A 22,555-nucleotide genomic window follows, 5' to 3' on the forward strand; every position below is an offset into this window, starting at 1 on the left:
TATAGATTTTTGTTTGTTTCCAATTAGCAAATAATACATCGTAACTCATAAACAAACATGTTATCTTACAAACGGTATAATGGTTTGAAAGACAAGGTTTCGGATAAACAAGAAACGCCGAAAACCTTGATAAATCAAGACTTTCGGCGGGATTTTTGGCGTACATGAGAGGATTTGAACCTCCGACCCCACGCTTAGGAGTTGGAGTAATTCACTATAATTCACATGCGATCTTTGATAGATTGGAGTTTTTCACTCCAGGGTGCCAGATCCGCCAGCTGTTCATCGGTCATCTCTTTATCTGGCCGGTGCTCCAGCAGAAATTTAAGATATCCGTAAATATTCAGCCCATGTGCTTTTGCCATCTCAACCATTGTGTAGATCACTGCGCTGGCATTCGCTCCGTCAACGGAACTGCTGAACAGCCAGTTCTTCCGCCCCACTGCGAATGGACGGATCGCATTCTCGCTGAGATTATTGGTAAAGCTGCAGCGCCCGTCTTCCAGATAGGTCTCTGCTGTATCACGCCGGTTGAGAACGTAATTCACCGCTTTATCCATCCGGGTATTCCGGACCGGCCTCTGCTGATCGAGTCACGACCAGAAAGCCTCCAGAACAGGTTTTTCCTTCTCGAGACGCAGCTGTTTCCTTTTTTCAAAATCACCGGGATATTTTTGGTTAATGGAGTCCTCAATGGCGAATAACCGGTTGCAGTACTGGACTCCCTGTACTGCCGGCTGGCTGTAGTCATACTGCTTTCCTTTGGGGACAGCGTCGATAAAGTATCGGCGGATATGCGCCCAGCAGGAACAGCGTCTGATCCCCGGCAGATTGTTGTACCCCTGATAGTCGTCAGTTTCCAGATATCCATGGTAGCCTTCCAGAAACTCCTTTGCATGGCTGCCGCTTCTGGTCGGGGAATAGCCATACAGGATGATCGCCGGAAGCCCGTCCTCGCCGCTGCGGAACAGCCACATGAATGACTGGGTCTGGGCCCTGCGTCCTTCCTCATTCAGCACCTGGACTCTTGTCTCATCTGCCATCGCAAACTCTCGTTTCAGAAGCTCCCGATGAAAGTAATCATACATTGGCTGAAAATAGTTCTGCGAACAGTAGATGATCCAGTTGGCAAGAGTGGTGCGGCTGATCTGGGCACCATACTGCTTCCAGTCTTTCTCCTGCCGGTAAAGGGGAAGCCCATTGGCATACTTCTGATACATGGTCCATGCAACGGCAGAAGCCGAGGCAGGGCCTTTCCCAACCAGAGCCGCCGGGACCTGGGACTTTACGATCACGGGTTTTTCCGTATCGCCGAGTCCTTCCTTGCAGGATGGGCATCCGTAACTCTGGCTGTAGTATTCGATCACTTTACAGGTGGCAGGAATGAATTACAGTTCCCGGCGGACATACTCCTCGCCGACCAGGACCATCTGCGTACCACAGACCGGGCAGATCTGCTCTTCTTCCGGGAGAGGTATCACTACTTTTTCAACCTTCAGGCCTTTAAAGAGCTCTTCATGCGTTGCCTTCTTTTTGCGGGTATGCTCCCGGATTACCGTTTCTTCTTCCAGCAGGGATGGATCCTGTTCCACTTCCGCTTCATCGAAGAGATTCTGTTGTCCCGGAATATCATCGGATCTTCTTTCGCTGGAAGAGCCGAAAAGTTTTTTGGTAAGATAGTCCACCTGTTCCTGGAGTGCTTTCTCGTGACTGGATTTTTCGTCAATAATAAGACGGAGGGATTTGATCAGCTCAGTCTGTTCAGATATCATTGTTTTTAGTTGTGATACTGTATCTTTCAGCTCTCTGAGCTGGATATCTTTCGCACTGGAAGCCATCGTTTCCCTCCTCGGATTTGATACCTTTATTATACCAGAAACGGGGCTTTTGCTAAAGAAGAATCGCTCCTGAAAAACGCCGAATTTACAGGGGATTTCAGGATTTTTCTATGCAGGATTTTTGCTGAAATCCAGATGGTTTTTTACTCTGCCTTGAGGGCTTTTGGCTGGCCAATATCGATCCCCGACATCAGCCAGTCGAACTCCCTCCAGGATAGATCCCGGACCTCCGACTGCTTCCTGGGCCATTGATAGCCGCCGCGGACAGACAACCGCTTATAGATCAGAACGAAGCCGTCAGGTTCCCGGAACAAGGCTTTAATCCTGTCCCGTCTTCTTCCACAGAAAAGGAAGAGAGCGCTGGACGATGGATCCATCTTAAGCTGGTCTTCGATAACGGCGCAGAGCCCGTCAATGGATTTCCGCATATCTGTGTAGCCGCAGACAATGTAGATCTTCTCGAGCCCGGAAATGTCACCTAACATGAGAGCTCCTAGAGCAGGCGGAATGCCCTGGCCAGCAGGACAGGGTCTGCATCATTGCTGATGCGGACCGTGATATCCTTCATAGCAACTGGCTATTTGATGACACAAGAGGGAATTCTGTTCGATTCCCCGCCCGCTTATGTTGTGGTTGTGGTGACTAAAATATAACACAAAGGAGAGAACCCTGTATTTTAATTATTCAGTTGTAACACATGGGTTAAACCAGATAGGGATAAAAATAGATATGTATGGGCAGGAGCATAGATTTTCTCCTGCCACGCCTATATATTAGGCGGTTTGACGTGTAGTATGCTGCATATATGCCTTTTCCATTTCCCGCATTTCTTCATCCGTTGGAATGTCTACAATCCCAACATAGGAATAATAGATGTCGATTTTCTGTGTCCGTTTCCCGTCCTTTTTCTCACGTTCATGGATTACGATTTTATCCACAAAGGTATTTAAGATTTCGGGCGTCAATTCGTCAATGCGGGTGTACTTTTTGGTGTCGGCTATCAGCTTGGAAACATTGGTGATTTCCGTGTCGGCTTCACTGACCTCGGCGGTCAGGGTTTCAATTTCCTGTTTTAGCTGTTCCTGCTCAGCTTCATATCCGTCCGACAGCTTGTAAAAGCGTTCGTCATTCAGCTTTCCATTGACATTATCCTCATAGATTTTACGGAACAGGCGGTCAAGCTCATCTATCCGTTTTTCATCTTTTTCAATCTGTTTCTGCTTTGCAGATAACTCGTATCTGCGTTCTGCAAGGGTAGTGTCAATCTGCTGTTTGATAAATACACGCTCAAACTGCTGCAAATAAGACAGGAAATGCTGAAGCTGTTTCAGCACCAACTGGTTTAATGCGTCCTCTCGGATATAGTGCTGTGTGCAGTTCTGTGTACGGCTTGTCCTTTTATACATGGAACAACGGAAATGCACATATCCGTTTGCTGCTGCCAAGCTGAGTTTTGCCCCGCAGTCGGCACAATAGAGCAGACTTGAAAACATGCTTGTCATCCCGCTTTTGGTCGGTCTACGTTTGTTCTCCCGTATCGTCTGGACTTTTTCCCACATATCTCTGTCAATGATGGGGGTATGGGCATTTTCGATGTATGCCCGCCTGTCTTTTGCCGTAGGGATGCGTTTCCTGCTTTTAAATCCTAACCTCGTGGATTTGAAGCTTTCCGTTATGCCAATATATGCCACGTTTTCCAGGATGGCAGCTACGGTAGCAGATTCCCAACAATATGGGTTCTCCGACACTTTTGCAACACCGATTCCCTTTGATGCTTTATAGGCTGATGGGGTAAGCACCTTATTTTTCCATAGGATTGTGGCTATATCCGACACACCCTTTCCCTGCATACAGAGGGAGAATATCCTACGGACAACCGCCGCAGCTTCTTCATCCACAAGCCAGCGTGTCTTGTCGTCTGGATTCCGTAAATATCCGTAGGGCGGTGCTCCCAGATGTTCGCCTGCAAGCCCTTTCGCTTTCTTGACTTCCTTTACCTTTTTGCTCGTGCTTTTTGGATACCATTCGTTGAAAAGGTTGGTAAAGGCGGCAAATTCATTGCTTTCAAGACTGCCCGTGTCCACGTTGTCCATGATGGCGATAAACCTCACGCCCGCTTCTGGGTAGATGATTTCGGAGTAAGAGCCGACCTCGATATAGTTCCTGCCGAAACGGGATAAGTCTTTTACAATGACCGTTTTTACAATCCCTTTTTCAATATCTGCCGACATTTCCTTAAAGCTTGGGCGGTCAAAATTCGTACCCGTATAACCGTCGTCAACATAGAATTTCGGGTTGGGAAAACCGTGTTCCTTGGCGTATTTTATCAGATATTCTTTCTGGTTTACAATGCTGTTGCTTTCGCCTTCCCGTCCGTCATCTTGGCTTAATCTACAATATAATGCCGTAAACTCTTCCTGCTGTCTTTTCATAAAGCTCTCCTTTCCGACAGCAGACACGGTATTGTGAAGTGTAGGTACAGCATACCACATCTGCCCTTAAAATTCAACGCTTTAAAGCGATAATTCTTCCGCCGCCTGCTATTCCCCGTCATCATCACCCCAATTCTCCCCGTCATAAAATCCATAACCGTGTGTGCCACGCCGAAATATATCCGCAAGAATACAGAGCAAATCCCGCCCGTCTTTTCGGAAATGGGCGTTGACGGTGTATTCCGTGCTGCCGATTTTTTCGCTAAGGCTTGTCGGCTCTGGGATGCGGACAAGGGGCGTGACATTCTCGGCGGGCGGCAGAGGGGGATATATTTTGTCGGGATTTACCATAGGGGCGTCTTTGTATTCTTCCATAATTGACTGTATTTCTTCCTCGGACAGCCTGCTCATCGCAATGATTCCTCCCTCCTGTGTTCTGTTTTAGTTGGCTGCTTCTGATGATTTGACCGTTGGTTTTCTATCGTGTCATGGATTTGGTTTAAACAGTCGTCAATGTGTGCGGAGCGTTTTTCAATCCCGTCTGCATATTTCAGCCGCTTTCGTAGTTCGGTTATCTGCTCCGTCACGCCATTTTTTTCGGCTCTTAATGTTTCTTTTTCGGCTGGTGAAGCACGTCGTATTTTATTCTGCAAGTGCCGCCGATAATCGGTAAGCCGTTCCATTTCCGACTGATTTTTGTCCCTGTCAGCGTGTAAATCAGAGAGGGTGGAGATGTTATTCTTTGACATATAGCGCACCTGTGCGGTAATCTCATCCAGTTTCAAAAGCTCCTCTTTCATCAGCGGGCTTGTAGGCTTGTAGTCCGTTCCTTTCGGAAATATCCCCAATTGGTAGCACCAGTAGTAATACAACGCTAAGATTCCAGTGGTTTTTTGATGCGGTTTCCACGCTTTTTTATATTCCTCTGGCATATAGGGAGAGTAGGAAATCCTCGCTTTGTAGTTCCCGTATCTTGCCCTTGTCCCTAAATGTGAGCGGATAAAATCGGGCGTTAAGCGCTCGTCAAGCGTATCTAACCTTGTGAAGTGTTTATACTGCGGCAGCTTCATCTTCCAATGGCTTCCCGAAAAATCAACCTCATACCCTTTGTCGGTAAGGTATTTCATCATATGCGGAATATCACGGCTGCCGCTGATTGCCTCTGTTAAATCTTCCAGATAGACATTGTAACGTGTCGGCTTTCCGCTTTTCTCATCCAGATACAGCGGTCTTGACGGGGCTTTCCTGGGGTTCTCAATCACCGACAATCCGTACTCTCGGCACAAGTGATCGGACACTTCCCTTAACCGTTTCTGCTCCGATTTTGAGTAATTATATTTCTTCCCGTCCAGATACGAAACAGAGTTAAAACAGAAATGGTTATGGAGATGCCCTCTGTCAAGGTGGGTGGCAACGATTATCTGGTATTTGTCTCCCCACATTTCCCCTGCCAGTTTTAAACCGATTTCATGGCACTGTTCGGGCGTTCCCTCGTCTGGCTTGAAGCTCTGGTAGCCGTGCCATGCGATATAACCGCTTGTCTTTTGGTACTGCTTTTTCGTTAAAATCATCTGTTGCAGGGCAGTTTCTTTTAAACAGTTGAGGGCGGAAACATATTCGCCGCTGTCTGTTTTCTCTGGATTTTTCACATAGGAAAACACATGGAAGAAGTCCTGCATATCCTCATTCGGCACGGTCTTTTCTGGATTTTCTACATAGTCAATCAAATCTTTTAAGTTCCCCTTGATGTGCCAAAGGCTTGTTACCGCCATATCAGACCGCCCCTTTCCCTGCATAATCTTCGATGTCAAACGGCTGCGGCATGGTAAACCTCTGCTGTAAATCTACCGTCAACTGCTCAATCTCCTTGCAGATTTCAGCGGCGGTAGGGAAGTAGGGAATGCACTTTTTAAAGGCGGCGTGTACCTCATAAAGTGTATTTAACAGCTCCCAAAACTCGACTTGCGGCACTGGCTGCGGGGCGATTCCCCTGCATAGCTGGCGCATAAATTCCGCTGCGGACAGACCGCAAGCGGCGGCACAATTCTTTAAATGCCTGCTTTCTTCCTCATTCAATCGGACAGTAATCGGGACATTCCGCACGTTCTTTTCTGATTTTTCTCTGTTCATTTTCCTTAATCCTCCAGTCTTGAATTTCATTTTTAACAGGGTATTCAGGGATGTTCCCTGAGTAAATCCACACGCCTTTAGGCTGTGGATTGGATTGTGGCTGACACAATCCGATGCTCGCTATCTCTGTGGACAACGCCGCAGAGCATTTTTCCTGTGCAGCGGCATTCTTAACGCCTGTCTTATCCTCCGAAAAGAAAACCCTATGTCCTTTCCACCTCCGTTCTGGATTCAATTTCTCTTGACTTTTGGATAAATGAAAAAGCCGCCACACCGCACCACGAACGACAGGAGAGATTTCTCCTGCTCGGATTCGCAATGCTATGTAACGGCTTTGAAATTCAAAACCATGCTGCCATACGCCAGCCGAAAAGGGCGGCTTACGTTCGCAGCGGTCAACCTTGTCCGTTGGCTGACATTCCATTCTTCCATCTATGTGTGCTTATTTAATTTTTGATTTTCCAATTTCCTTATGGGTATTTCAGAATACCATAGCGGTTACACCCATGTCAAGATTTTGGACAAACTTTTTATTATTCCCTGTGGACGGAAATTTTATTCACCTACTTTGAAAATTGGGCAAGGGAATTTTATCCCTCACCCAATAGTCCATAAGAAGATAGAAAATATTAGATGGTTATAAAATCTTCCGCAGCTTTTTACGCAGATGGTCTAGCCTTGCATAGATAGCCCCTGTTGTCAATCCAACAAGCGGGGCAATCTCTTTTGTGGAATAGCCCTGCATTTTCAGCAGGATGATTTGCAGGGTACGCCTGTCCACCGTAAGCAACGCCCGATACAGAGTTTCGTTCTCAATCTCATCCAGTAAATCGGCAACGGTCTTTACCTCGGCATTCCGCTCCCTGTCTGCCATCCCCTCAAGGTATTCGCCGAAGTCGCTTGTCCAATGGTAAAACCGCCTGTTGGAATTGAAGTCTGCCCTGTCGTCTGTGCGGATTTGCTCAATGGTGTTTTCATCAACTCCATGCTCCCGTAATATTTTTTCCTCGGCTTCTTTCCAGATAAGCCATTTCCTGTTCTTCCGTCCGTTGTTGTATGACATTCTTTTTTCCTCCAATCTGAAATTTTTGAAATGTAATAATTCAGATTGGAAAGGCGGCGAACGGCAGCCAACATCAGAAAAAACCCCGTGGCACATTTCGATAAAAAACGACAAAAGAAAAACCGCAAAGGTTCTGTGACCCTTACGGTTATAAGTGATACTAATTCTGTTAAGTGGAGATTCTACTTCTGGTTTAATGGCAAGAAGCAGCGTTGCATAAGCAGGGATTTTTTTAACTGGCTTCCTGCCATTCCCCGATATGCTATGTATAAGTCCAATTTGCGTTGCATAAGCAGATAGATTACTGCCCGAAAAAAGGACATAAAAAAATCTCTCCAAACTTTAAAACAGGTCTGGAGAGTGTCTGTTAAGTCTTTTCGGGCATAGCAATACCGCCCACCACACGCCGTTTTTTTATTTGGTGGACTTTAAGTTCAACCGTTCACTTTTAAAATACTACGAAATATTTTTGAAGATTTCATAAAGTTTTGCAAAAATAATGAGCGATGTTTCCCATCGCCCATTAAATCCTAATATGGAATTTTTATTTTAACCTCTGCACCGCCTGTATTATCGGAATTTTTAAGAGTAAGTTCCCCATTGTGTTGCTTTACAATGCTGCTTGTGATATAAAGCCCCATGCCAAAGTGCATATTAGAGCTTCGGCTGTTGTCGCCCATAAAAAACTGCTCCTTTGCATGGTGCAAATCTTCATTTGTAAAACCACTTCCCTCGTCTGTTATAGAGATGTACAGAAAACCGTTTGATTTTTGCACATCTGCATAGATTGTTCCTTTTTGTGGAGAGTAGTCTAACGCATTTGCTATCACATTCATAATTGCCCGTTCCAGCAGTAATTTATCCGCTTTGAAAGTTCCTAAGTTATCCCCTTTTTTCATGCGTAGACAAATTCCTTTTGTAAGACATAAGGCGTTTGTCTGTGCTTCAATCTGTTCCATATAATCAGATATATCAAATTTCTCCAAATTGAGCTGATACCCGGCTGCCGTTCGGGATATATCAATCAGCGTTTTAATATAAATGCCTATCTGCCCAGAGCTTTCTGTAATGTACTCAGCATATACACGTTGTTCATTGTCAAGTTCTGTTTCACTTATTAAGTCGATGTTTCCTTGAATAACGGTTAAAGGTGTTTTCAAATCGTGAGCAAGTGCCGCGATTTGTTCCCTTTGTCGTTGTTCTGCGTTCCATTGCTTCTCTAAAGAAGATTTCAGATTGTCTTTCATATCAGAAAAAGAACGCAGTACATCTTCAAATTCTTTGATTTTTGAGTGTCCGACTTCAAAATCAAGATTTTGTCCTGTAACCTGTTTTGTTGCTTCAAAAAGCGGTGAGAGCTGTACCTGCATATTCTTTGCAAACTTTGCTGTTAATATTACACAAACCGCAATGCAGTTTATCCCTAAGAGGATATATAACAAAATTTCCGGTGAGGGGAAATGTTCATAAAGCCACTCATTCGTAAACTGTGAGCCAATGTAATATTGAAGCACTACATATTCAGTTTTGCGTGTAACAAGCAAATACTGTTTGTTAATGTTTTCATTTCTCTTTCCATATATGGCATAATCCATAGCCCGGTCTAAATCGTCACCCTCTAAGGATGTTTCTATCATTTGATAATTCTTATCCAACACTAAATACTTACACCCCATAGGAAGCTGCACATCTGTTAAATCCGGCGTTGCAGCAATAATAGGAACAAGGTCTTTTGTACTGCGTTCTGAATAATCAGCATAAGCAATAAATCCTGTGCTTGCTCCTGCAAAAATAAGACTGAATGGAATAGCGGCCGAAGCTATCAGTCCGATTAGCAGCATACATAAAAATTTCCAAAAAGAAAATTTCAGTGACGTTGTTTTTATTCCCATTTGTACCCAATCCCCCAAACTGTAGTTATCGGCTGAATATCCAATTTGCTTAATTTCGCCCGGATATTTTTGATATGAGTGGAAATGGTAGAATTATCGCTGTCGCCCTCCAAGCTGAAAACAGCTTCATAAATCTGTTCTTTTGAAAATACCTGTCCTTTATTTCTTGCAAGGTATTCACAAATCAGATATTCACTTTTGGTTAGGGGAACAGGTGTATTATCTACCCGTAGCTCCTTTGCGGACAAATCAATTTTTATCCGTTCAAAGGTAAGGGCGGTATGCCGTTCCCTGTGTTCCCGGCGTAAGTGGGCATTTACCCTTGCCCGCAGCTCCGCAATGCGGAATGGTTTTGTCAGATAGTCGTCTGCTCCCAAGCCAAGCCCGAATGTAATATCATTTTCCATTGTCTTAGCTGTCAAAAAGAGAATAGGGCAGTCTACCAATGAACGGATTTTATTGCAATAAGAAAATCCGTCCATATCCGGCATCATTATATCCAGTATAATCAAATCGTATCTGTTCAGCTTATCAAGCGGAACCTGTGCGGCAGACGTATAGGCAGTAATGAAATGCCCATCTTTTTGCAGTCCATTTTTCACAAGCTCTAAAATGGGTCGTTCATCGTCAACCATAAGGATTGCTGCCATAGTGTCGCCTCCTTTCGTTGCTCTTTTCGCATTATAGCATAATCCGTAAGGGCAGAAAAGCGGTCATTTCTGCTCTGCAATATAGTAGCGGTTATTTATTTTTACCGCAACCGCTTCTGTTTTATCCGTACCGCAAATCTCGTAAACGTCTGTGTAAAACCATTGTTCCCGCCCCTGTCCGGCGTTTTTTCCGTTCCAGTCAATCTTGTTCAAATCTTCTTTGGACAAAGGGCGTTTCGTTTCCGTATCGAATGTAACGCTTTTTGCAAGAATATCAATCCAGCTTCCTAATTCATCATTTGATATGGTATCAGAGGTTACTTGATAAATAATCCCGTCACAAAGGAGCTGCGTTGCATTTTCGGGATTGATTTCAAACTTTCCACTCATAGACTGCTCTGTGTCCTTGAAGTCAAAGACCGTATCTGTGTCTTTGATATTTTCTTTTCTAACAGCTTTGTGATACCCTCCGTTTACATCTACAATCAGATAATCGTCAGCGTTGGGGGCTGCGTACACATTCAAGAATGGGATAATATAAGCAGCTTCCGGGGCTTTATCCGCTAAATCTGCCAACGTCCGAAAGGTAGCGGCTTCTATGTTTTCCTGAAGCAATACTTTTCCTGTTTCGTCTACAGCTGCAAGCTGCCGGATATATCCAGTCCATTCCCCAAGCCCGCCATTAGAAACGGTATCCTCCAAAATCGTATAGTCGTTTCCCTTAAAGGAAAATTGCGTCACATTCTCTGCGTCCAGATAGCATTGCTCTTTATCACTGGAATATTCCTTGATTTTTTCCTGTAAAGAGCAGCCCGCAAGAGAAAAGCATACAACAAAAGCAAACAGCACGACTATAAACATTTTTCTGTTTTTATTCATAATTTTTCCGTCCTTCCCAATGAGAAAACCATAATAAGGTCAGCAACAAGCCACCTGTCGTTAATGCTGCAATCCATATTTTTTCCGTTCCATAGTTGAAAATTTGTCGGCTCAAAATATCCTTTACCCAATTCATAGACCATGAAAAGGGAATATACTTCGCTATGCCTTTTAGTTCGATATTGCTATATAAGATACATTGCAGACTTTCAAACACGCCCCAAAACAGGGATAACCCTAATCCAAATTTGAAGCTAAGGAACAGGTGCAAGATGTATATTATCAAATTACAAAATGCCATCCCGGCGGCGGCTCCAATCAGCATTCCGAGCTGCACGGTATCAGCCATTCCCAAAAGATGTATGCCAACCACAAATAACAGAAACAGAAAGAACAGTGCAAATACCCCCGAACCATAAAGATAAGTTAATTTTGCAAGCATATTTTTGTGTCGGTTCGGTACAGCAAGCAGCGTCTGGAAGTGTGAAGCCTTTTCTTCCAGTGCAACATTCAGACCGACAATAACGCTTATCAACAATGGAAAAAACGTTGTCGTAATTTCCAATATCATTTTGAGCTTTTTACTATCTGCTGTGCTGGCATACTGGAAATAGTAAGCAAGAAATAACAATGCCCCGATAACAGGTATACAAAAATGAATGGCCCAAAACGGTGTATGCTTCGTTTTTTCCTGTTCAGAACGAACCGCATAAATAAAACCCATTTCCGTCTACCTCCCTTTGGAAAAATCCTTTGCGTCGGCATAGGATAAAATAAGAAACAAGAGTATTGACAACGCAATGGAAATCATAATGGCTATAGAAAATCCACAATTCCCCGCATAAGTTCCGTTTATTTCAATTCCCATAAGCGGCTTTGCCAGTTTGGCCGCCCAGCAATACGGTACAAACCACCATGCGATTGTATTTCCTAATGCAGTAGCAGTAGACAGAACAATCCCAAGTATTGTATTTAACACAATCGGCACAAACATTCCCGTTTTGCGTGCTAAGTACAGGCACAAAGGAATTTGCCAGACAGACGCAAGGATAATCCCGATACTTCCTACAATGCTGTGTAAAACAGAATATACTGCCGTTGCCGGAGTGATGATATTACTGATAGAGATAAGCAATGCTAAAAATATCGCTGAAACAAGCAGTTTTTCGACTAAGATAATGCCCTTGGCAAATTCAAATCTTGAAAGGTTCACAGGCATAGAAAATACCGAATAGTATTTCCCGGCGTTTTCTTCTTTTCTGTGTGACAAAGAACACAAAATTGCGATTGCTCCCGGAAGCAAAAACGCATACCACCAGTAAAGTGTCATGTACTGATACCCCATAAATCCACCCATAAGCCACGCAAAAATAGCTGTGATTAGTGGAACAATGAAAATCAGTTTGTTCGATATTGTCCTCTTAAATTTCAAATGTTCTGATTTCAGATAGTCCATGCCTTAACCCTCCCTGTGATTGCTTTTTACAACGTCCATAAAAAGCTGTTCCAAATTCTCGTCTGCGTTCAGTTTCCCCTCATAACCCAGAACACCACCCGCAATAATACCAATATGGTCAGCTGTCTGCTGCACTTCTGAAAGAATGTGACTGGACAGAATAACCGTAATCCCTTTTGCTGGAAAAGAGCGGATAAGCTCTCTGAGTTCTTCAATTCCAACCGGGTCAAGCCCATTAGTCGGTTCATCAAGAATGAGCAGTTTCGGGTTGTTTAGTAATGCAACCGCAATTCCAAGACGCTGTTTCATACCAAGAGAAAACTGTCCGGCTCTTTTCCTGCCTGTTTCCGTCAGTCGGACGATTTGCAGCACTTCGTCAATCCGCTTATCTGTCAGTCCTAAAATAGTAGTCCTTACTTTCAGATTTTCATAGGCGGTCAAATTTTCATAAAGCGGCGGCATTTCAATCAACGCTCCGATATGGTTTAAATCGCTGCGTTTCCATGTGTGACCGTCAAATTCGATATTTCCAGAGGTCGGTTTCAAAATGCCCGTAATCATTTTGAGCGTCGTAGATTTTCCAGCTCCATTCGGTCCCAATAGTCCATAGACGGAATTTCTTTCAATGTTCAGCGATATGTTGTTTACAACCGTCTGTCCGCTGAAAGATTTGCAGAGGTTTGTTGTTTTCAAAATCATTTCCATATTCTGTTTTGTCCTTTCTTTTGATTATGGGAAAAGAATAGCTGATGTTTTTGAAGATTTCATAAAGATAAGGAATCTTTTTAAAATCCTGATTAACGCCTGCCATATCAGTATAAGGTAAATGGGAAAAGCTAATTTTGCTTTATCGGGTTATCTTTTTTCGGGCATCGGCAAGTTTAACAGCTCCTTTTGGTATGAGCCATACCCGATTGATATTCAATATGCCCTCAATCCGATTTTCCTTACAGAGCCTTTATGCTCGCCTTACCGATATTCCCCAAAGCCCCACTGCTTCCTGTGCCGTCATATACTCAAACATTTCTTTCTTCCTCAAATTGTACTGTATCTACTATAGCCGTTTGAACAAACATATCAATTCATAAAACACGAATTTTTATCCCACAAAAAAGAAAAACGACAGAGCTTTACACCCTGTCGCCACTCCATTATGTGTATAAGATTTCTTCCTCCACAATCTCCCTCTCACAAGCCCTTATGTTACCTAGCCGTCCTGTCCATTCTAAGGCGTTTTCCTCCTTTAGGCGTTCCGTTTGCCCTGTGCCTGTTTCATGCCCTCTATGAGCCTTTCAAAACATTCCTGTGCCTGCCTGTCAATGTCGGCAAGGTATGTATTCAGCCTGCCGCTTGTGAGAAGATTGGTGTATGTAACTTTGCGATACTGCTTCAGATAGTCCAGATGCCGCTGTCCCCATGTGCCTATCGGCTGTTCTTCTTCGGCGGGTACAGTCAAGCATGGTATTAAGTAATCACTTTCTTTCCGATATGTACCGCCTAACTGTTCGAATAATGATTTTGCCATTTTGTAATTCCTCCAAATAAGATATTCACTCCACGTTGTTATGTCTGCTGTCTTAAACAAAATTTTGAGTTTTCTCCTTATCTGGTTTTATTCATGTATTGTAATCCTACAAATTAAAAAAAGGTGTCCCAATTTCGTTATTGATTTTTTCCTCGTAAAATGATAGAATATAAAAGCTGACAACTTAATATGTTTCTGTAGCTCAGCAGGATAAAGCGTCCGCCTCCTAAGCGGTAGATGGTTCGAGTCTAAATCTTGCATACAACTTTATATTTTTACAAATGTCCACGTAGCTCAGCTGGATAGAGCACACGCCTCCTAAGCGTGGGGTCGGAGGTTCAAATCCTCTCGTGGACGCCAGCAAACAACGCTGTAAGCCTTTATTTTCAAGGGTTTGCAGCTTTTTTTATTTACTGCAAGCTCTAAACAAAATCATATTCCGCCAGGTGAGGGGTAACTGATTGTTTATACGTTTTGGTGTATTTTTTGCTAATTGGACACGAACAAAAATCTGCACCTTGCTAATAAAAATAGACCTTTTGCTAATTTGAACTTTTTGCTTGATTTTGACCTGAAATCAGGGCTGCCAGAGTGCTCGCCAGTTCTGGTGATTTTTGAAGCTGCTCAATCAAGGCTGCAAGGTCAACGGCCTGTGTCTGAGGCTGTTCTGGTTCCTGTGGAGCTTTCACATTCCGCAGATCAGGATTAGCATAGAAAGCGCTCTCAAACTTTTGGGCGTTGATTTTACGGTCCTCGTCAAGAATGTGGGCGTAAACTTTGGTAATCATATCTATTTCAGCATGTCCTGTATCGCCCTGTGTCGCCTTCAAATCGCCGTGATTGAGTTTTAACTTGTAAGTGGTACTGGAATGTCTTAGAGAGTGAAATACCACGTTAGGCAGCCCTGCACGCTGTTTCAGCAAAGAAAACTCTTTCTCGATGATACGGTTCTCACATGGCCTCCCATTAGGTAAGGCAATAACGAGATTAAAATCTTGATATTCCTCTCCGAGAAAGCCTCTCAATTCGTCCTGCGATTTTTTCCATTCCCGCAAAATGTAGGCCAGCGTTTTAGGCAGCCACACTTTACGAATACTGGAATCGGTCTTTGGCTTTTTCAGAATAATGCGGGTGCTGGTGTTTGGCATAAGCGGAACAAAAATGTGATAAATGTCCTTTTGCCCCAGCATTTCAATCGCTTGCTTAGAGGCTCTTGTCAGTTCCTTATCTATGAAAATATAAGCATTATCTGCAGCTATATTTTCGTCTGTAATATGTACGTTATCCCGGGTAAGACCTAAGATTTCGCCCATCCTCAAAGAGCAGGCAAAAGCCAGGTTCATAGCTATGTATAATTTGCTGTCGGTACATTCATCCAATGCCTTGCGAATCATATCTGCATCCCATATATCCCGCTTCTTGTATTCTGTTTTGGGAAGCACAGTATTTTCAAAAGGGTTCTTTCCTATCAGCTCCCAGCGGACAGCCTGCTTAAAGGCACAGCGGAGAAGTTTGATAATCTTCTCTATGGTCTGGTTCGATACAAATTCGGATCTTGCTTTTCTGGTTTTAGTGGACACACAAGGCGTTTTTTGAAGGGTCTGGATATATTTATCTACTACACGTGGAGTAATGGACTGTACTTCCAAATCGCCAATAATAGGATTGATATAGTTGGCAATCAGGGCATTTTGGCTGTCATACATTGACACACCCCATTTTTTCTCTCCGTAGGTAGAAACAAAATCATACAGAAAATCAGACACTTTTTGATTGTTTGGGGGAAGAAATGTACCATTATTCTGCTGGTTTTCTACTTCCGCTTTTCGTTTTAATGCCTCTTTGTGTGTATGCCAGGTTTCCCATTTCTGCTTTGTCTCTCCGTTTTCATCAATATAGTTATAAACAACGGAGTATGCTTTTTTTCTTTTAATAATAGATGCCATATACGATCTTCCTTTCTAAGTTAGAACGCCTGTGCGTCTAACCATTCATCAAATGATTTTTTAGAAACTCGTATGGCATTACCAATTCGTACAACTTTGAAATGTCCCTCTTTTACAAGATTGTAGGCAGAGGTTCGGCCAATATTAAGAATCTCAGCTATTTCCTCAACCTTATATGTTCGCTGTTCGGGAACATTTCTTTGCACATCCTTGACGGTCTGGCTCATAGTGTCCTCCTTTCTTCAGCCAGTCAGGTAATGTGCAGAAATAACTTCCTGCGATTATTATACCGCGCTGGCTGTGATTTGTCTGCTTGCTAATAAAAAATTTGCGATTTATCCATATTTGAAAATTTATTTTCTGTCTATCAAAACCACATGAATAAGTCGGACCTGCGTTTTTACAGTCACAGGCCCGGCTCATTGTATCTGATTTCGATTTACTGCCGTATTTGCCACGCCCCCCGGCAGGCCCTTTCATAACAGGGCGGGACTATTACAGGCTGCGGATAGCTTCGCCGCATCATAGCCCCGCAGTCGCCGCCGCTTTGCCGGAGCAGGCGCACGCCGCAGGAACTCCCCCCAAGTCCTTAGGAGGTCGTGAGAAAGTACCATTATCATCTATGCCGTTGTCGCGCCCTGCCTGCCACAGCAGGGTCAATGGTTTGCGTGGATCGCTCGGACAGCGGGATTCATCACCTCCTTGGCTGCCTGTTATGGCGCCGCCCCATTTGCCGCTCGGAACACAGAATGAAGTACCTGTAATAGCGTATATGAAATTGTCAAGGAGCAAGCGAGGGGCGTGGCAGTTATAATCGTATTTCAGTTAGGGTGTGCCGGAGCTTGTGCTGTCGGCCACACCTGTCAGGCTTGTCCTGCCGGATAAATATGTCCCTCTATTATTCATTTCATTTTCGGGCATTATTTTCGGGGTCTGACTCCATTTTTTCAAAATTTTTTTTCAAACGCCGAAGCCCTCGCTGGATTCCTTCGTGTACGGAGCTAACACCGAAGCCCTCGCTTTTTGCAATTTCCAATATGCTCATGCCGAGCAGAAAATGTGAAGTGACACGGTTTCGCTGTTTTTCCGGCAGGGAAGCAATCGCCTGATACAGCCTGGCACTTTCTTCTTTCTGTTCCAAAATTTCAGCCGGCGTCAGGACGATCACCAGAGCATCATGCTCTACGTTAGTATCGTAGTCCAGGGAAAAATATGCCTTATGCCGGTATGTACGCAGGATATAAGCGGCCTCTGCCAGCTTATATTCCCGGAGCAGATCAGCAACCTCGTCCGGCACTTCAACAGTCATATCATTTGTATAAAATGGGTAATAATCCCTTAAATTGATTTCTTTCATATGTAATCCTCCAATTTCGATTTGATTTTTTCGTTACATGGGCAAATCAAAATCAGAGGAGGGGAACGGCAGCCTGGAAAACATGAACCGCAAAACTTTTTTCTAAACCTTTTCCATACTGCAAACCTCCTATCCACCTTAACTTTTGAGAGGGATAAGAGGAGCGTGCCTCTGCAACCAGGGCATGACAAAGCTGCCCTGCGGAAACAGGCCGCAAAGCCAAGAACAGGTTTCGCCAGCGTTAAAATACGCTGAACTTTGTTAGCCGCACCTCCGTTTGTTGGGTTTCATAGCTGCGTCCTCAAAATATACAGAAAATCTATTTGAATATGGTTGAAACGCATCCTTTTTTCGAGGAATTTCACCAAGAGATGAAAAACGCCCGATTAAGGATTTTTCCTTAAATCGGGCGTTCTTGTCTATCTTATCAAGTTATACTTGTATGTTTTTATGTGTCACCATTCAGCGATAAGTGAGGATACAAGGTGTATGTGCCGCCCGGTGTACCGTTATCGCAGAGCATCATTCTCCACCGTAAAGTATGGCTAGCGTTGGACGGGTGTTGTGAAAAGAGCAGAATAGCAACAATTACAATCAACAGGGCGGCCACAAACAGACAGGCCATAACAAAGCGTTTTCGCCACTGTTTTTTTCTTCTGGCCGCCATTCTTCTTTTCCGAATTTTCTTAAGCCAACAGCATTTATGTTTGGCTTTTACTCATTCATGCTAAATCATGTTTCGTTCCTTATTCTGTATCGGTATGTATTCTTCTTGCCGCAATTAGAAAGCGTCCGTTGTCCTCCTGATAGCTGCAAGTGGATAAAATGGTAATCTGCTCCCCATAAGAGGGCGTAATGCCGGTATCGTATAAGGCGTTCTCTGAAAGATAGCTTACAAGTTCGTTAAAGGCTTTCTCGGTCAGATCACCCGCCTGATAATACCAACGGTAACCCGGTTCGTCTTGATATAAAATGCGGGTTTTCAAAGCGGCAAATATTTCATACTCCCTATATTCGGTGGTTGTCGTGAAAAGGAGAGGGGGAGTTTCCTCCCAAAACGCCTTTGACGCATAATCATCAAGCGTGCCAAACATGGTATTATTCTTCATGTTGTGCCCATACACGATAAACAGATCGCTGTCAATCGTGCTGCCCGCGCCGACAAAGGGCGTTCTGCTTTGAGAAGAAGTTTTATCAAAAGCGCGGCGCAAATAATATTCCGGCTCGTCCGGCGTACTCATAACCGGATAATCTATATTGGTATTGTCGATATGCAGCCAGCCTCAAAATCGCTGTTTTCCGCATACAGGATGGCATACTTGGTGTACTGCGGATCTTCTAATGTTTCCTCGATATGGCCTTGCGACTGCTGCGCCAGTTCTACGGTCGCCGCAAGTTCTGTAAAGGAAGCCTGTTCCTGTTTGCCCTGTATGTAAAAATTGATAATCATAACGGCAGATACAACAAAAAGGTTGAAAAAAACAAGAAACAGGACAGAAAAAACAGGTTTCAAGCTATTTTTATGTCTGCGACTTTTCCATGCGCTTCTTTTCCTTGACCTTGTGACATTGCCTAAATAAAGTTTAATTTCCCTCACCCTTTCAATAAATTCAGACAAGAAACGGGCTGGAATAATCCAACCCGCCTTGCTTCGCTCTTATTTTTGAGCTTCATTTACCTTTCCGCGCAACGATTTTCCCGCCTTAAAGCTTGGCCGGTAGCCAGCGGGGATGCTTACTTTCTCTCCGGTTTGAGGGTTTCTCGCTTTACGCAGAGGAGAATATTTCGCTTCAAAAGTTCCAAAGCCGGTAAACTGCACTTTGTCCCTTGCTGCCATTCTTTCGGTCAGAATGGCAAGAACAGCGTTCATGCTTTCGGTTGCCTGTGACTTGGTAAGGCTGGTTCTGCTGCAAAGTTCTTCCACAAACTCATTTCTATTCATTTATTTCCTTTCTCAAAGGGTATAGGCGTTCTCTTTTTCAACGCTTCTTATTTGTGTCTTTTATGGCGCTGTTTTCTTCCAAACAGGATCACCGCTATGCCGAACACAGAGAAGCAGGCCAAGGCAATCCAAAGGCTTATATTTGAGGTATCACCTGTCTGTGGCACATCATCAGGCGTGTCAGGTGTAGGCTCCGGTTTCGGATCTGGTGTAGGAGTTTCCTCGCCATCTTTATGATTGTTAAATGCTTCGGTAGCGGTAATATTTGCGGCAATCGTACCGGCTGTTTTTGCGCCGGCCGTTCCGTTCACCGTAACCGTATAACCTGCGTTCTGCTTTTCCTCGACGGTATAGCCTACGCCAGCAGGGAGATTGGAAGCAGTTTTGCTCTCGTCCGCCTTCAAGGTAAAGGTGGCAATGCCTTTTTCAAAGGTCATATCCCCGTAAACTCCGCTTATTGTGGTATTATCCAGCGTTACGGTAAAGGTAAATGCCTCTGTATTGCTTGCGCCGCTGCCGGAAACGGTCTTTTTCACCTGCAATCCACCGTGGCGTTCCGGGTTCGGATCATTTACCAACCACCATTGGGATTTATTATCCTCGATTGCTTTCCAGTCCATATAAACACCGTTACGGGTATCAATCCAAGTGAAGTCACCGTCATCCGTTGTACTTCCAGCACCGGAAATAACGTATACCTGCGCTTTTTCCGGAACGACATTATCGTAGTCGTAAATGCTGATCCTGGTGAGGTCCGTTACTGCGCCATCCGCTGTCAAACCTTTTCCGGCTGGGATTTCCAAAGTGCCGCTTTTTTCCTTATCTCCCCGATAGTTTTCCAAAATATGAGCGTCAGCACCAAATTTTAATGTGGCAGAAGTATCAATGACAAGGTCATAAACATTCACCAACTGCTCATTATCCTGATGCTCGTTGTCGATCACCACATTCGAGCTGTCTGTCACTTGCACAAGGTGTGCATTTTTAACTCGCTTAAATATATCGTCGTTGTTGCTTTCCTTGAAGTAAACCTCAGCTCTTCCACCTAACGGGAGAACTTCATTATCTCTAATCTCAAATATTTCAAAGCCGTAAATTGTATCAGCAACTCTCGCCTGATCTTTAATCGTGATTGTTGCATTTTTATAGACGTGTGGAGCGACAGGATTTGCTTTTTTGAGCGTACCTCCCTTCCAGTATTCCGAATTAGGATTACCGATTCCGTAAACATTTTGTACGCTTGCATTTCCTTCAAGTAATACAGATGTGTTTCCAATCACGCGAGAAGCCTTTCCGCCGCCGTAGACATTGTTAGCCGTACCATTGCCGTGAATTTTTACTTCAGTATTGCCATACACAACTCCTGGGTATATGACAGTTCCATCGCTCGCATACCATCCATCGGCGCCATGATGATTTTCTCCACCGCCATAGATGTCTCCCAATACAGAACCGGAAACATCCACATAGGTATCGCCAAAGTTTCGCCCTTCGATTGCACCGCCATGGACATCTCCCTCTACAACAGCGCCTTCATAGACATAGACAGAGGCCGAGCCGGTCACATCAATATAGTCTTCATCACTATAATAGCCTCCGCCAAAAATGCTTCCCGCATGCCGCAAGAATCTGTTGCTGTTTTCGTGGTTCTTTTTCAGAACCTTACCATATACATGCACATTGGTGTTGCCCACTACGCTTCCGTCGTCGCTGCCGCCGATGAGGGCATGAACTTCAGCGTCTTTATTTATTGTGGTGGTAATGTTTCCCGTAACCGTTCCTCTCACACAACCGCTGGTAACTGTGCCTCCGTACCAGGTTGAAACCTCGCCTAATTCCATATCCGCATTATGCCCGCCTGCATAGATGCCGCCATTGATTGTAATATCAATATTGCCGGTGACATTATCGCTTGAGCTGCCACCATAGACATACTCTGCATGTCCGTTAACTGTTACATCAATATCACCATTGACATCCCCAAAGACACCTCCGCCATATATCCGGCAGCTATAGTATTTTGTGTCGTCTACCCGGCCTTCTCCGTTAAACAAAACATGAATATCAGAGTTAGCTGTATAGTGTTTTTTGTCAGTGTCGTACCCGTCTGCCAACGACCACTGTTCCGTGCGGCTGGTAGAAGCCCCTCCAATTACAGAGTCTATTACCACTGCGCCTTCATCTACGGTTATATAGACATCATCAACAGAAACCATAGAGTTGCGAGCGCCATATACGTCGCTTACCAATGCGCCGGGAAGTATTTTAACCTCGATTTTCTCACCTGTGACATCGGCGATCTGCGGTTCGCCTTGAATGTCGTGGCCGCTGCCTATCACATCTGCCAATGCGTACTTCGTGCTACTGCCATCCTGATACCTCCTGCTTGAGCCGTATTCCAGATAAATACTACCTGTCGTGACCCCGCCGTAACATCCGCCGTACACCTTTGATACGGCTGCATCTCCGGCTACATGAACATATGTATTTCCGCTATTTCCTCTATAGCTGCCTCCGTAAATACCGCTCCAGTCGCCGCCGTTTATCTCGATATGGGCACTTTCTACGTCTTTCTTATTGCCGCCCCCGAAAATAGTTGTGGCTTTTGTATACGCTCCGCTAAATTTCTTTCGTACACTATCTGCCATATATAAACTATGGCCGTTTGCAAAAATCATTATATGTGGATCTGAACCTTCAGTAGAAGGTATCCGAAGTTCTACATTCTCAAAACTTGTGTCCGCCTGCAACTCAATGGCTTTGGTTCGGTACATTCCCTCTACATCCACCGTCAAGTCTTTTAAGACAATGACTGCATCGTTGCCTTTACCGATAATTTTGACTTCAGCATCAGGATTATCTGCGATAGCATCGTTGATGGCTGTTTCGATGTCTACCCAATTTTTCTCACCATCAACTTCGATTGTTATTGTTTCTTCTTGCGATTTTTGAGGATTGATATTTTCGCTGTCTAATTCTGAACATAGAGAGCAATCATAACTGCACGGCGTACCCTCAACCGCCTCCACACAACCGCAGCTTTCGTCATGCGAATGGGTGCAGTTCAATTTCTTTGTAGTACAGGCGCTTTCTTCGCTGCAAACATGGGTACATTCGGTTGGGCTGGCCTCGCCCGCATCGGACGGGGTAGCGCTGTCATCCAAAACAGTTTCATTAGGATAGCAACTTTCGTCATGCGAATGAACACAATTCGTTTCAAAGATAGTGCAATCCTCCGCATGCTCATGGGTGCATAGATTGCCTTCCACGCCCTCGCTGTAACCGCAGTCCTCGGTATGCTCTGTATGATGAGCGCACAAGCCACCGCCTGTCGAAGCAGCAGATACTGCCATTCCTTGCGGAACAAAGCCGCAAAGCATAACTGCACATAGCAGCAGGCTTAAAAATCTTTTTTTCATACTCTTTTTCCTCTTTATTTTCATAT

The 22,555-nt window shown here is 44.3% G+C and carries 21 protein-coding genes, 1 tRNA gene and 2 pseudogenes; 1 reads left to right on the forward strand and 23 read right to left on the reverse strand.

The genetic code is table 11. From position 1 onward, the window contains the following. Nucleotides 1-221: 221 nt before the first annotated feature. The 15 genes and pseudogenes from tnpC to E1963_RS13840 form a co-directional block, all read right to left on the reverse strand. Nucleotides 222-1,838 (reverse strand): annotated as a pseudogene (tnpC, locus tag E1963_RS13765) (IS66 family transposase). Between the two features lie 143 nt (nucleotides 1,839-1,981). After that, nucleotides 1,982-2,323: an IS66 family insertion sequence element accessory protein TnpB gene (tnpB, locus tag E1963_RS13770; protein ID WP_132278962.1), complete on the reverse strand. Its 342-nt coding sequence runs from the start codon at nucleotides 2,321-2,323 to the stop codon at nucleotides 1,982-1,984. Nucleotides 2,324-2,611: 288 nt separating this feature from the next. Continuing rightward, nucleotides 2,612-4,270 carry a recombinase family protein gene (locus tag E1963_RS13775; RefSeq protein ID WP_167482205.1) on the reverse strand — a complete coding sequence of 553 codons (1,659 nt, stop codon included), beginning with the start codon at nucleotides 4,268-4,270 and terminating at the stop codon, nucleotides 2,612-2,614. Between the two features lie 108 nt (nucleotides 4,271-4,378). Beyond that, a complete protein-coding gene (locus E1963_RS13780) occupies nucleotides 4,379-4,681 on the reverse strand; it encodes a hypothetical protein (protein ID WP_132278968.1) in 303 nt (100 codons plus the stop codon). Continuing rightward, nucleotides 4,678-6,042 (reverse strand): relaxase/mobilization nuclease domain-containing protein, encoded by a 1,365-nt coding sequence (locus tag E1963_RS13785; protein WP_132278971.1) that lies wholly within the window; start codon nucleotides 6,040-6,042, stop codon nucleotides 4,678-4,680. Before E1963_RS13785 ends, E1963_RS13780 begins: the two co-directional genes overlap by 4 nt. Before the next feature lies 1 nt (nucleotide 6,043). Next, nucleotides 6,044-6,400 carry a plasmid mobilization protein gene (locus E1963_RS13790; RefSeq protein WP_132278974.1) on the reverse strand — a complete coding sequence of 119 codons (357 nt, stop codon included), beginning with the start codon at nucleotides 6,398-6,400 and terminating at the stop codon, nucleotides 6,044-6,046. Continuing rightward, a complete protein-coding gene (locus E1963_RS13795; protein ID WP_132278977.1) occupies nucleotides 6,339-6,824 on the reverse strand; it encodes a hypothetical protein in 486 nt (161 codons plus the stop codon). Before E1963_RS13795 ends, E1963_RS13790 begins: the two co-directional genes overlap by 62 nt. Before the next feature lie 213 nt (nucleotides 6,825-7,037). Continuing rightward, entirely contained in the window at nucleotides 7,038-7,463 is a 426-nt protein-coding gene (locus E1963_RS13800) for an RNA polymerase sigma factor (RefSeq protein WP_132279124.1), read from the reverse strand. Between the two features lie 530 nt (nucleotides 7,464-7,993). Beyond that, entirely contained in the window at nucleotides 7,994-9,355 is a 1,362-nt protein-coding gene (locus tag E1963_RS13805) for a sensor histidine kinase (protein WP_132278980.1), read from the reverse strand. After that, the gene (locus tag E1963_RS13810; protein WP_132278983.1) at nucleotides 9,346-10,005 is read right to left on the reverse strand and encodes a response regulator transcription factor; all 660 of its coding nucleotides are present in this window, start codon (nucleotides 10,003-10,005) and stop codon (nucleotides 9,346-9,348) included. Before E1963_RS13810 ends, E1963_RS13805 begins: the two co-directional genes overlap by 10 nt. Before the next feature lie 63 nt (nucleotides 10,006-10,068). Further along, nucleotides 10,069-10,884, reverse strand: coding sequence for a NisI/SpaI family lantibiotic immunity lipoprotein (locus E1963_RS13815; RefSeq protein WP_132278986.1), 816 nt, complete (start codon nucleotides 10,882-10,884; stop codon nucleotides 10,069-10,071). Further along, nucleotides 10,877-11,608 (reverse strand): ABC transporter permease, encoded by a 732-nt coding sequence (locus E1963_RS13820; protein WP_132278989.1) that lies wholly within the window; start codon nucleotides 11,606-11,608, stop codon nucleotides 10,877-10,879. Before E1963_RS13820 ends, E1963_RS13815 begins: the two co-directional genes overlap by 8 nt. 6 nt (nucleotides 11,609-11,614) lie before the next feature. Further along, nucleotides 11,615-12,340 carry a lantibiotic immunity ABC transporter MutE/EpiE family permease subunit gene (locus E1963_RS13825; RefSeq protein WP_132278992.1) on the reverse strand — a complete coding sequence of 242 codons (726 nt, stop codon included), beginning with the start codon at nucleotides 12,338-12,340 and terminating at the stop codon, nucleotides 11,615-11,617. 3 nt (nucleotides 12,341-12,343) lie between these two features. Next, nucleotides 12,344-13,045, reverse strand: a complete 702-nt coding sequence (locus tag E1963_RS13830) for a lantibiotic protection ABC transporter ATP-binding protein (protein ID WP_132278995.1) — start codon at nucleotides 13,043-13,045, stop codon at nucleotides 12,344-12,346. A 446-nt stretch (nucleotides 13,046-13,491) separates the two neighbouring features. Then, nucleotides 13,492-13,865: pseudogene (locus tag E1963_RS13840) on the reverse strand (TnpV protein). 283 nt (nucleotides 13,866-14,148) lie between these two features. On the opposite strand from E1963_RS13840, the gene E1963_RS13845 reads away from it, so the two are divergent. Beyond that, nucleotides 14,149-14,225: transfer RNA gene (locus tag E1963_RS13845), tRNA-Arg, on the forward strand. Between the two features lie 182 nt (nucleotides 14,226-14,407). On the opposite strand, the gene E1963_RS13850 is transcribed toward E1963_RS13845, so the two are convergent. The 8 genes from E1963_RS13850 to E1963_RS13885 form a co-directional block, all read right to left on the reverse strand. Next, on the reverse strand, nucleotides 14,408-15,811 hold the full coding sequence (locus tag E1963_RS13850; protein WP_167482206.1) for a site-specific integrase: 1,404 nt from the start codon (nucleotides 15,809-15,811) through the stop codon (nucleotides 14,408-14,410). 20 nt (nucleotides 15,812-15,831) lie between these two features. Beyond that, nucleotides 15,832-16,038 carry a helix-turn-helix domain-containing protein gene (locus E1963_RS13855; protein ID WP_132278998.1) on the reverse strand — a complete coding sequence of 69 codons (207 nt, stop codon included), beginning with the start codon at nucleotides 16,036-16,038 and terminating at the stop codon, nucleotides 15,832-15,834. 295 nt (nucleotides 16,039-16,333) lie between these two features. Beyond that, nucleotides 16,334-16,603 (reverse strand): hypothetical protein, encoded by a 270-nt coding sequence (locus E1963_RS13860; protein ID WP_132279001.1) that lies wholly within the window; start codon nucleotides 16,601-16,603, stop codon nucleotides 16,334-16,336. Between the two features lie 115 nt (nucleotides 16,604-16,718). Next, the gene (locus E1963_RS13865; RefSeq protein ID WP_132279004.1) at nucleotides 16,719-17,168 is read right to left on the reverse strand and encodes a sigma-70 family RNA polymerase sigma factor; all 450 of its coding nucleotides are present in this window, start codon (nucleotides 17,166-17,168) and stop codon (nucleotides 16,719-16,721) included. Between the two features lie 746 nt (nucleotides 17,169-17,914). Next, on the reverse strand, nucleotides 17,915-18,409 hold the full coding sequence (locus E1963_RS13870) for a class B sortase (protein WP_132279007.1): 495 nt from the start codon (nucleotides 18,407-18,409) through the stop codon (nucleotides 17,915-17,917). Between the two features lie 11 nt (nucleotides 18,410-18,420). Continuing rightward, nucleotides 18,421-18,618: a hypothetical protein gene (locus E1963_RS13875; protein WP_132279010.1), complete on the reverse strand. Its 198-nt coding sequence runs from the start codon at nucleotides 18,616-18,618 to the stop codon at nucleotides 18,421-18,423. Nucleotides 18,619-18,825: 207 nt separating this feature from the next. Beyond that, nucleotides 18,826-19,110 carry an HU family DNA-binding protein gene (locus E1963_RS13880; protein ID WP_132279013.1) on the reverse strand — a complete coding sequence of 95 codons (285 nt, stop codon included), beginning with the start codon at nucleotides 19,108-19,110 and terminating at the stop codon, nucleotides 18,826-18,828. Nucleotides 19,111-19,157: 47 nt separating this feature from the next. Next, nucleotides 19,158-22,529, reverse strand: a complete 3,372-nt coding sequence (locus tag E1963_RS13885; protein ID WP_132279016.1) for a DUF7601 domain-containing protein — start codon at nucleotides 22,527-22,529, stop codon at nucleotides 19,158-19,160. Nucleotides 22,530-22,555 lie beyond the last annotated feature (26 nt).

The organism is Extibacter muris (assembly GCF_004345005.1).
Lineage (GTDB): Bacteria > Bacillota > Clostridia > Lachnospirales > Lachnospiraceae > Extibacter > Extibacter muris.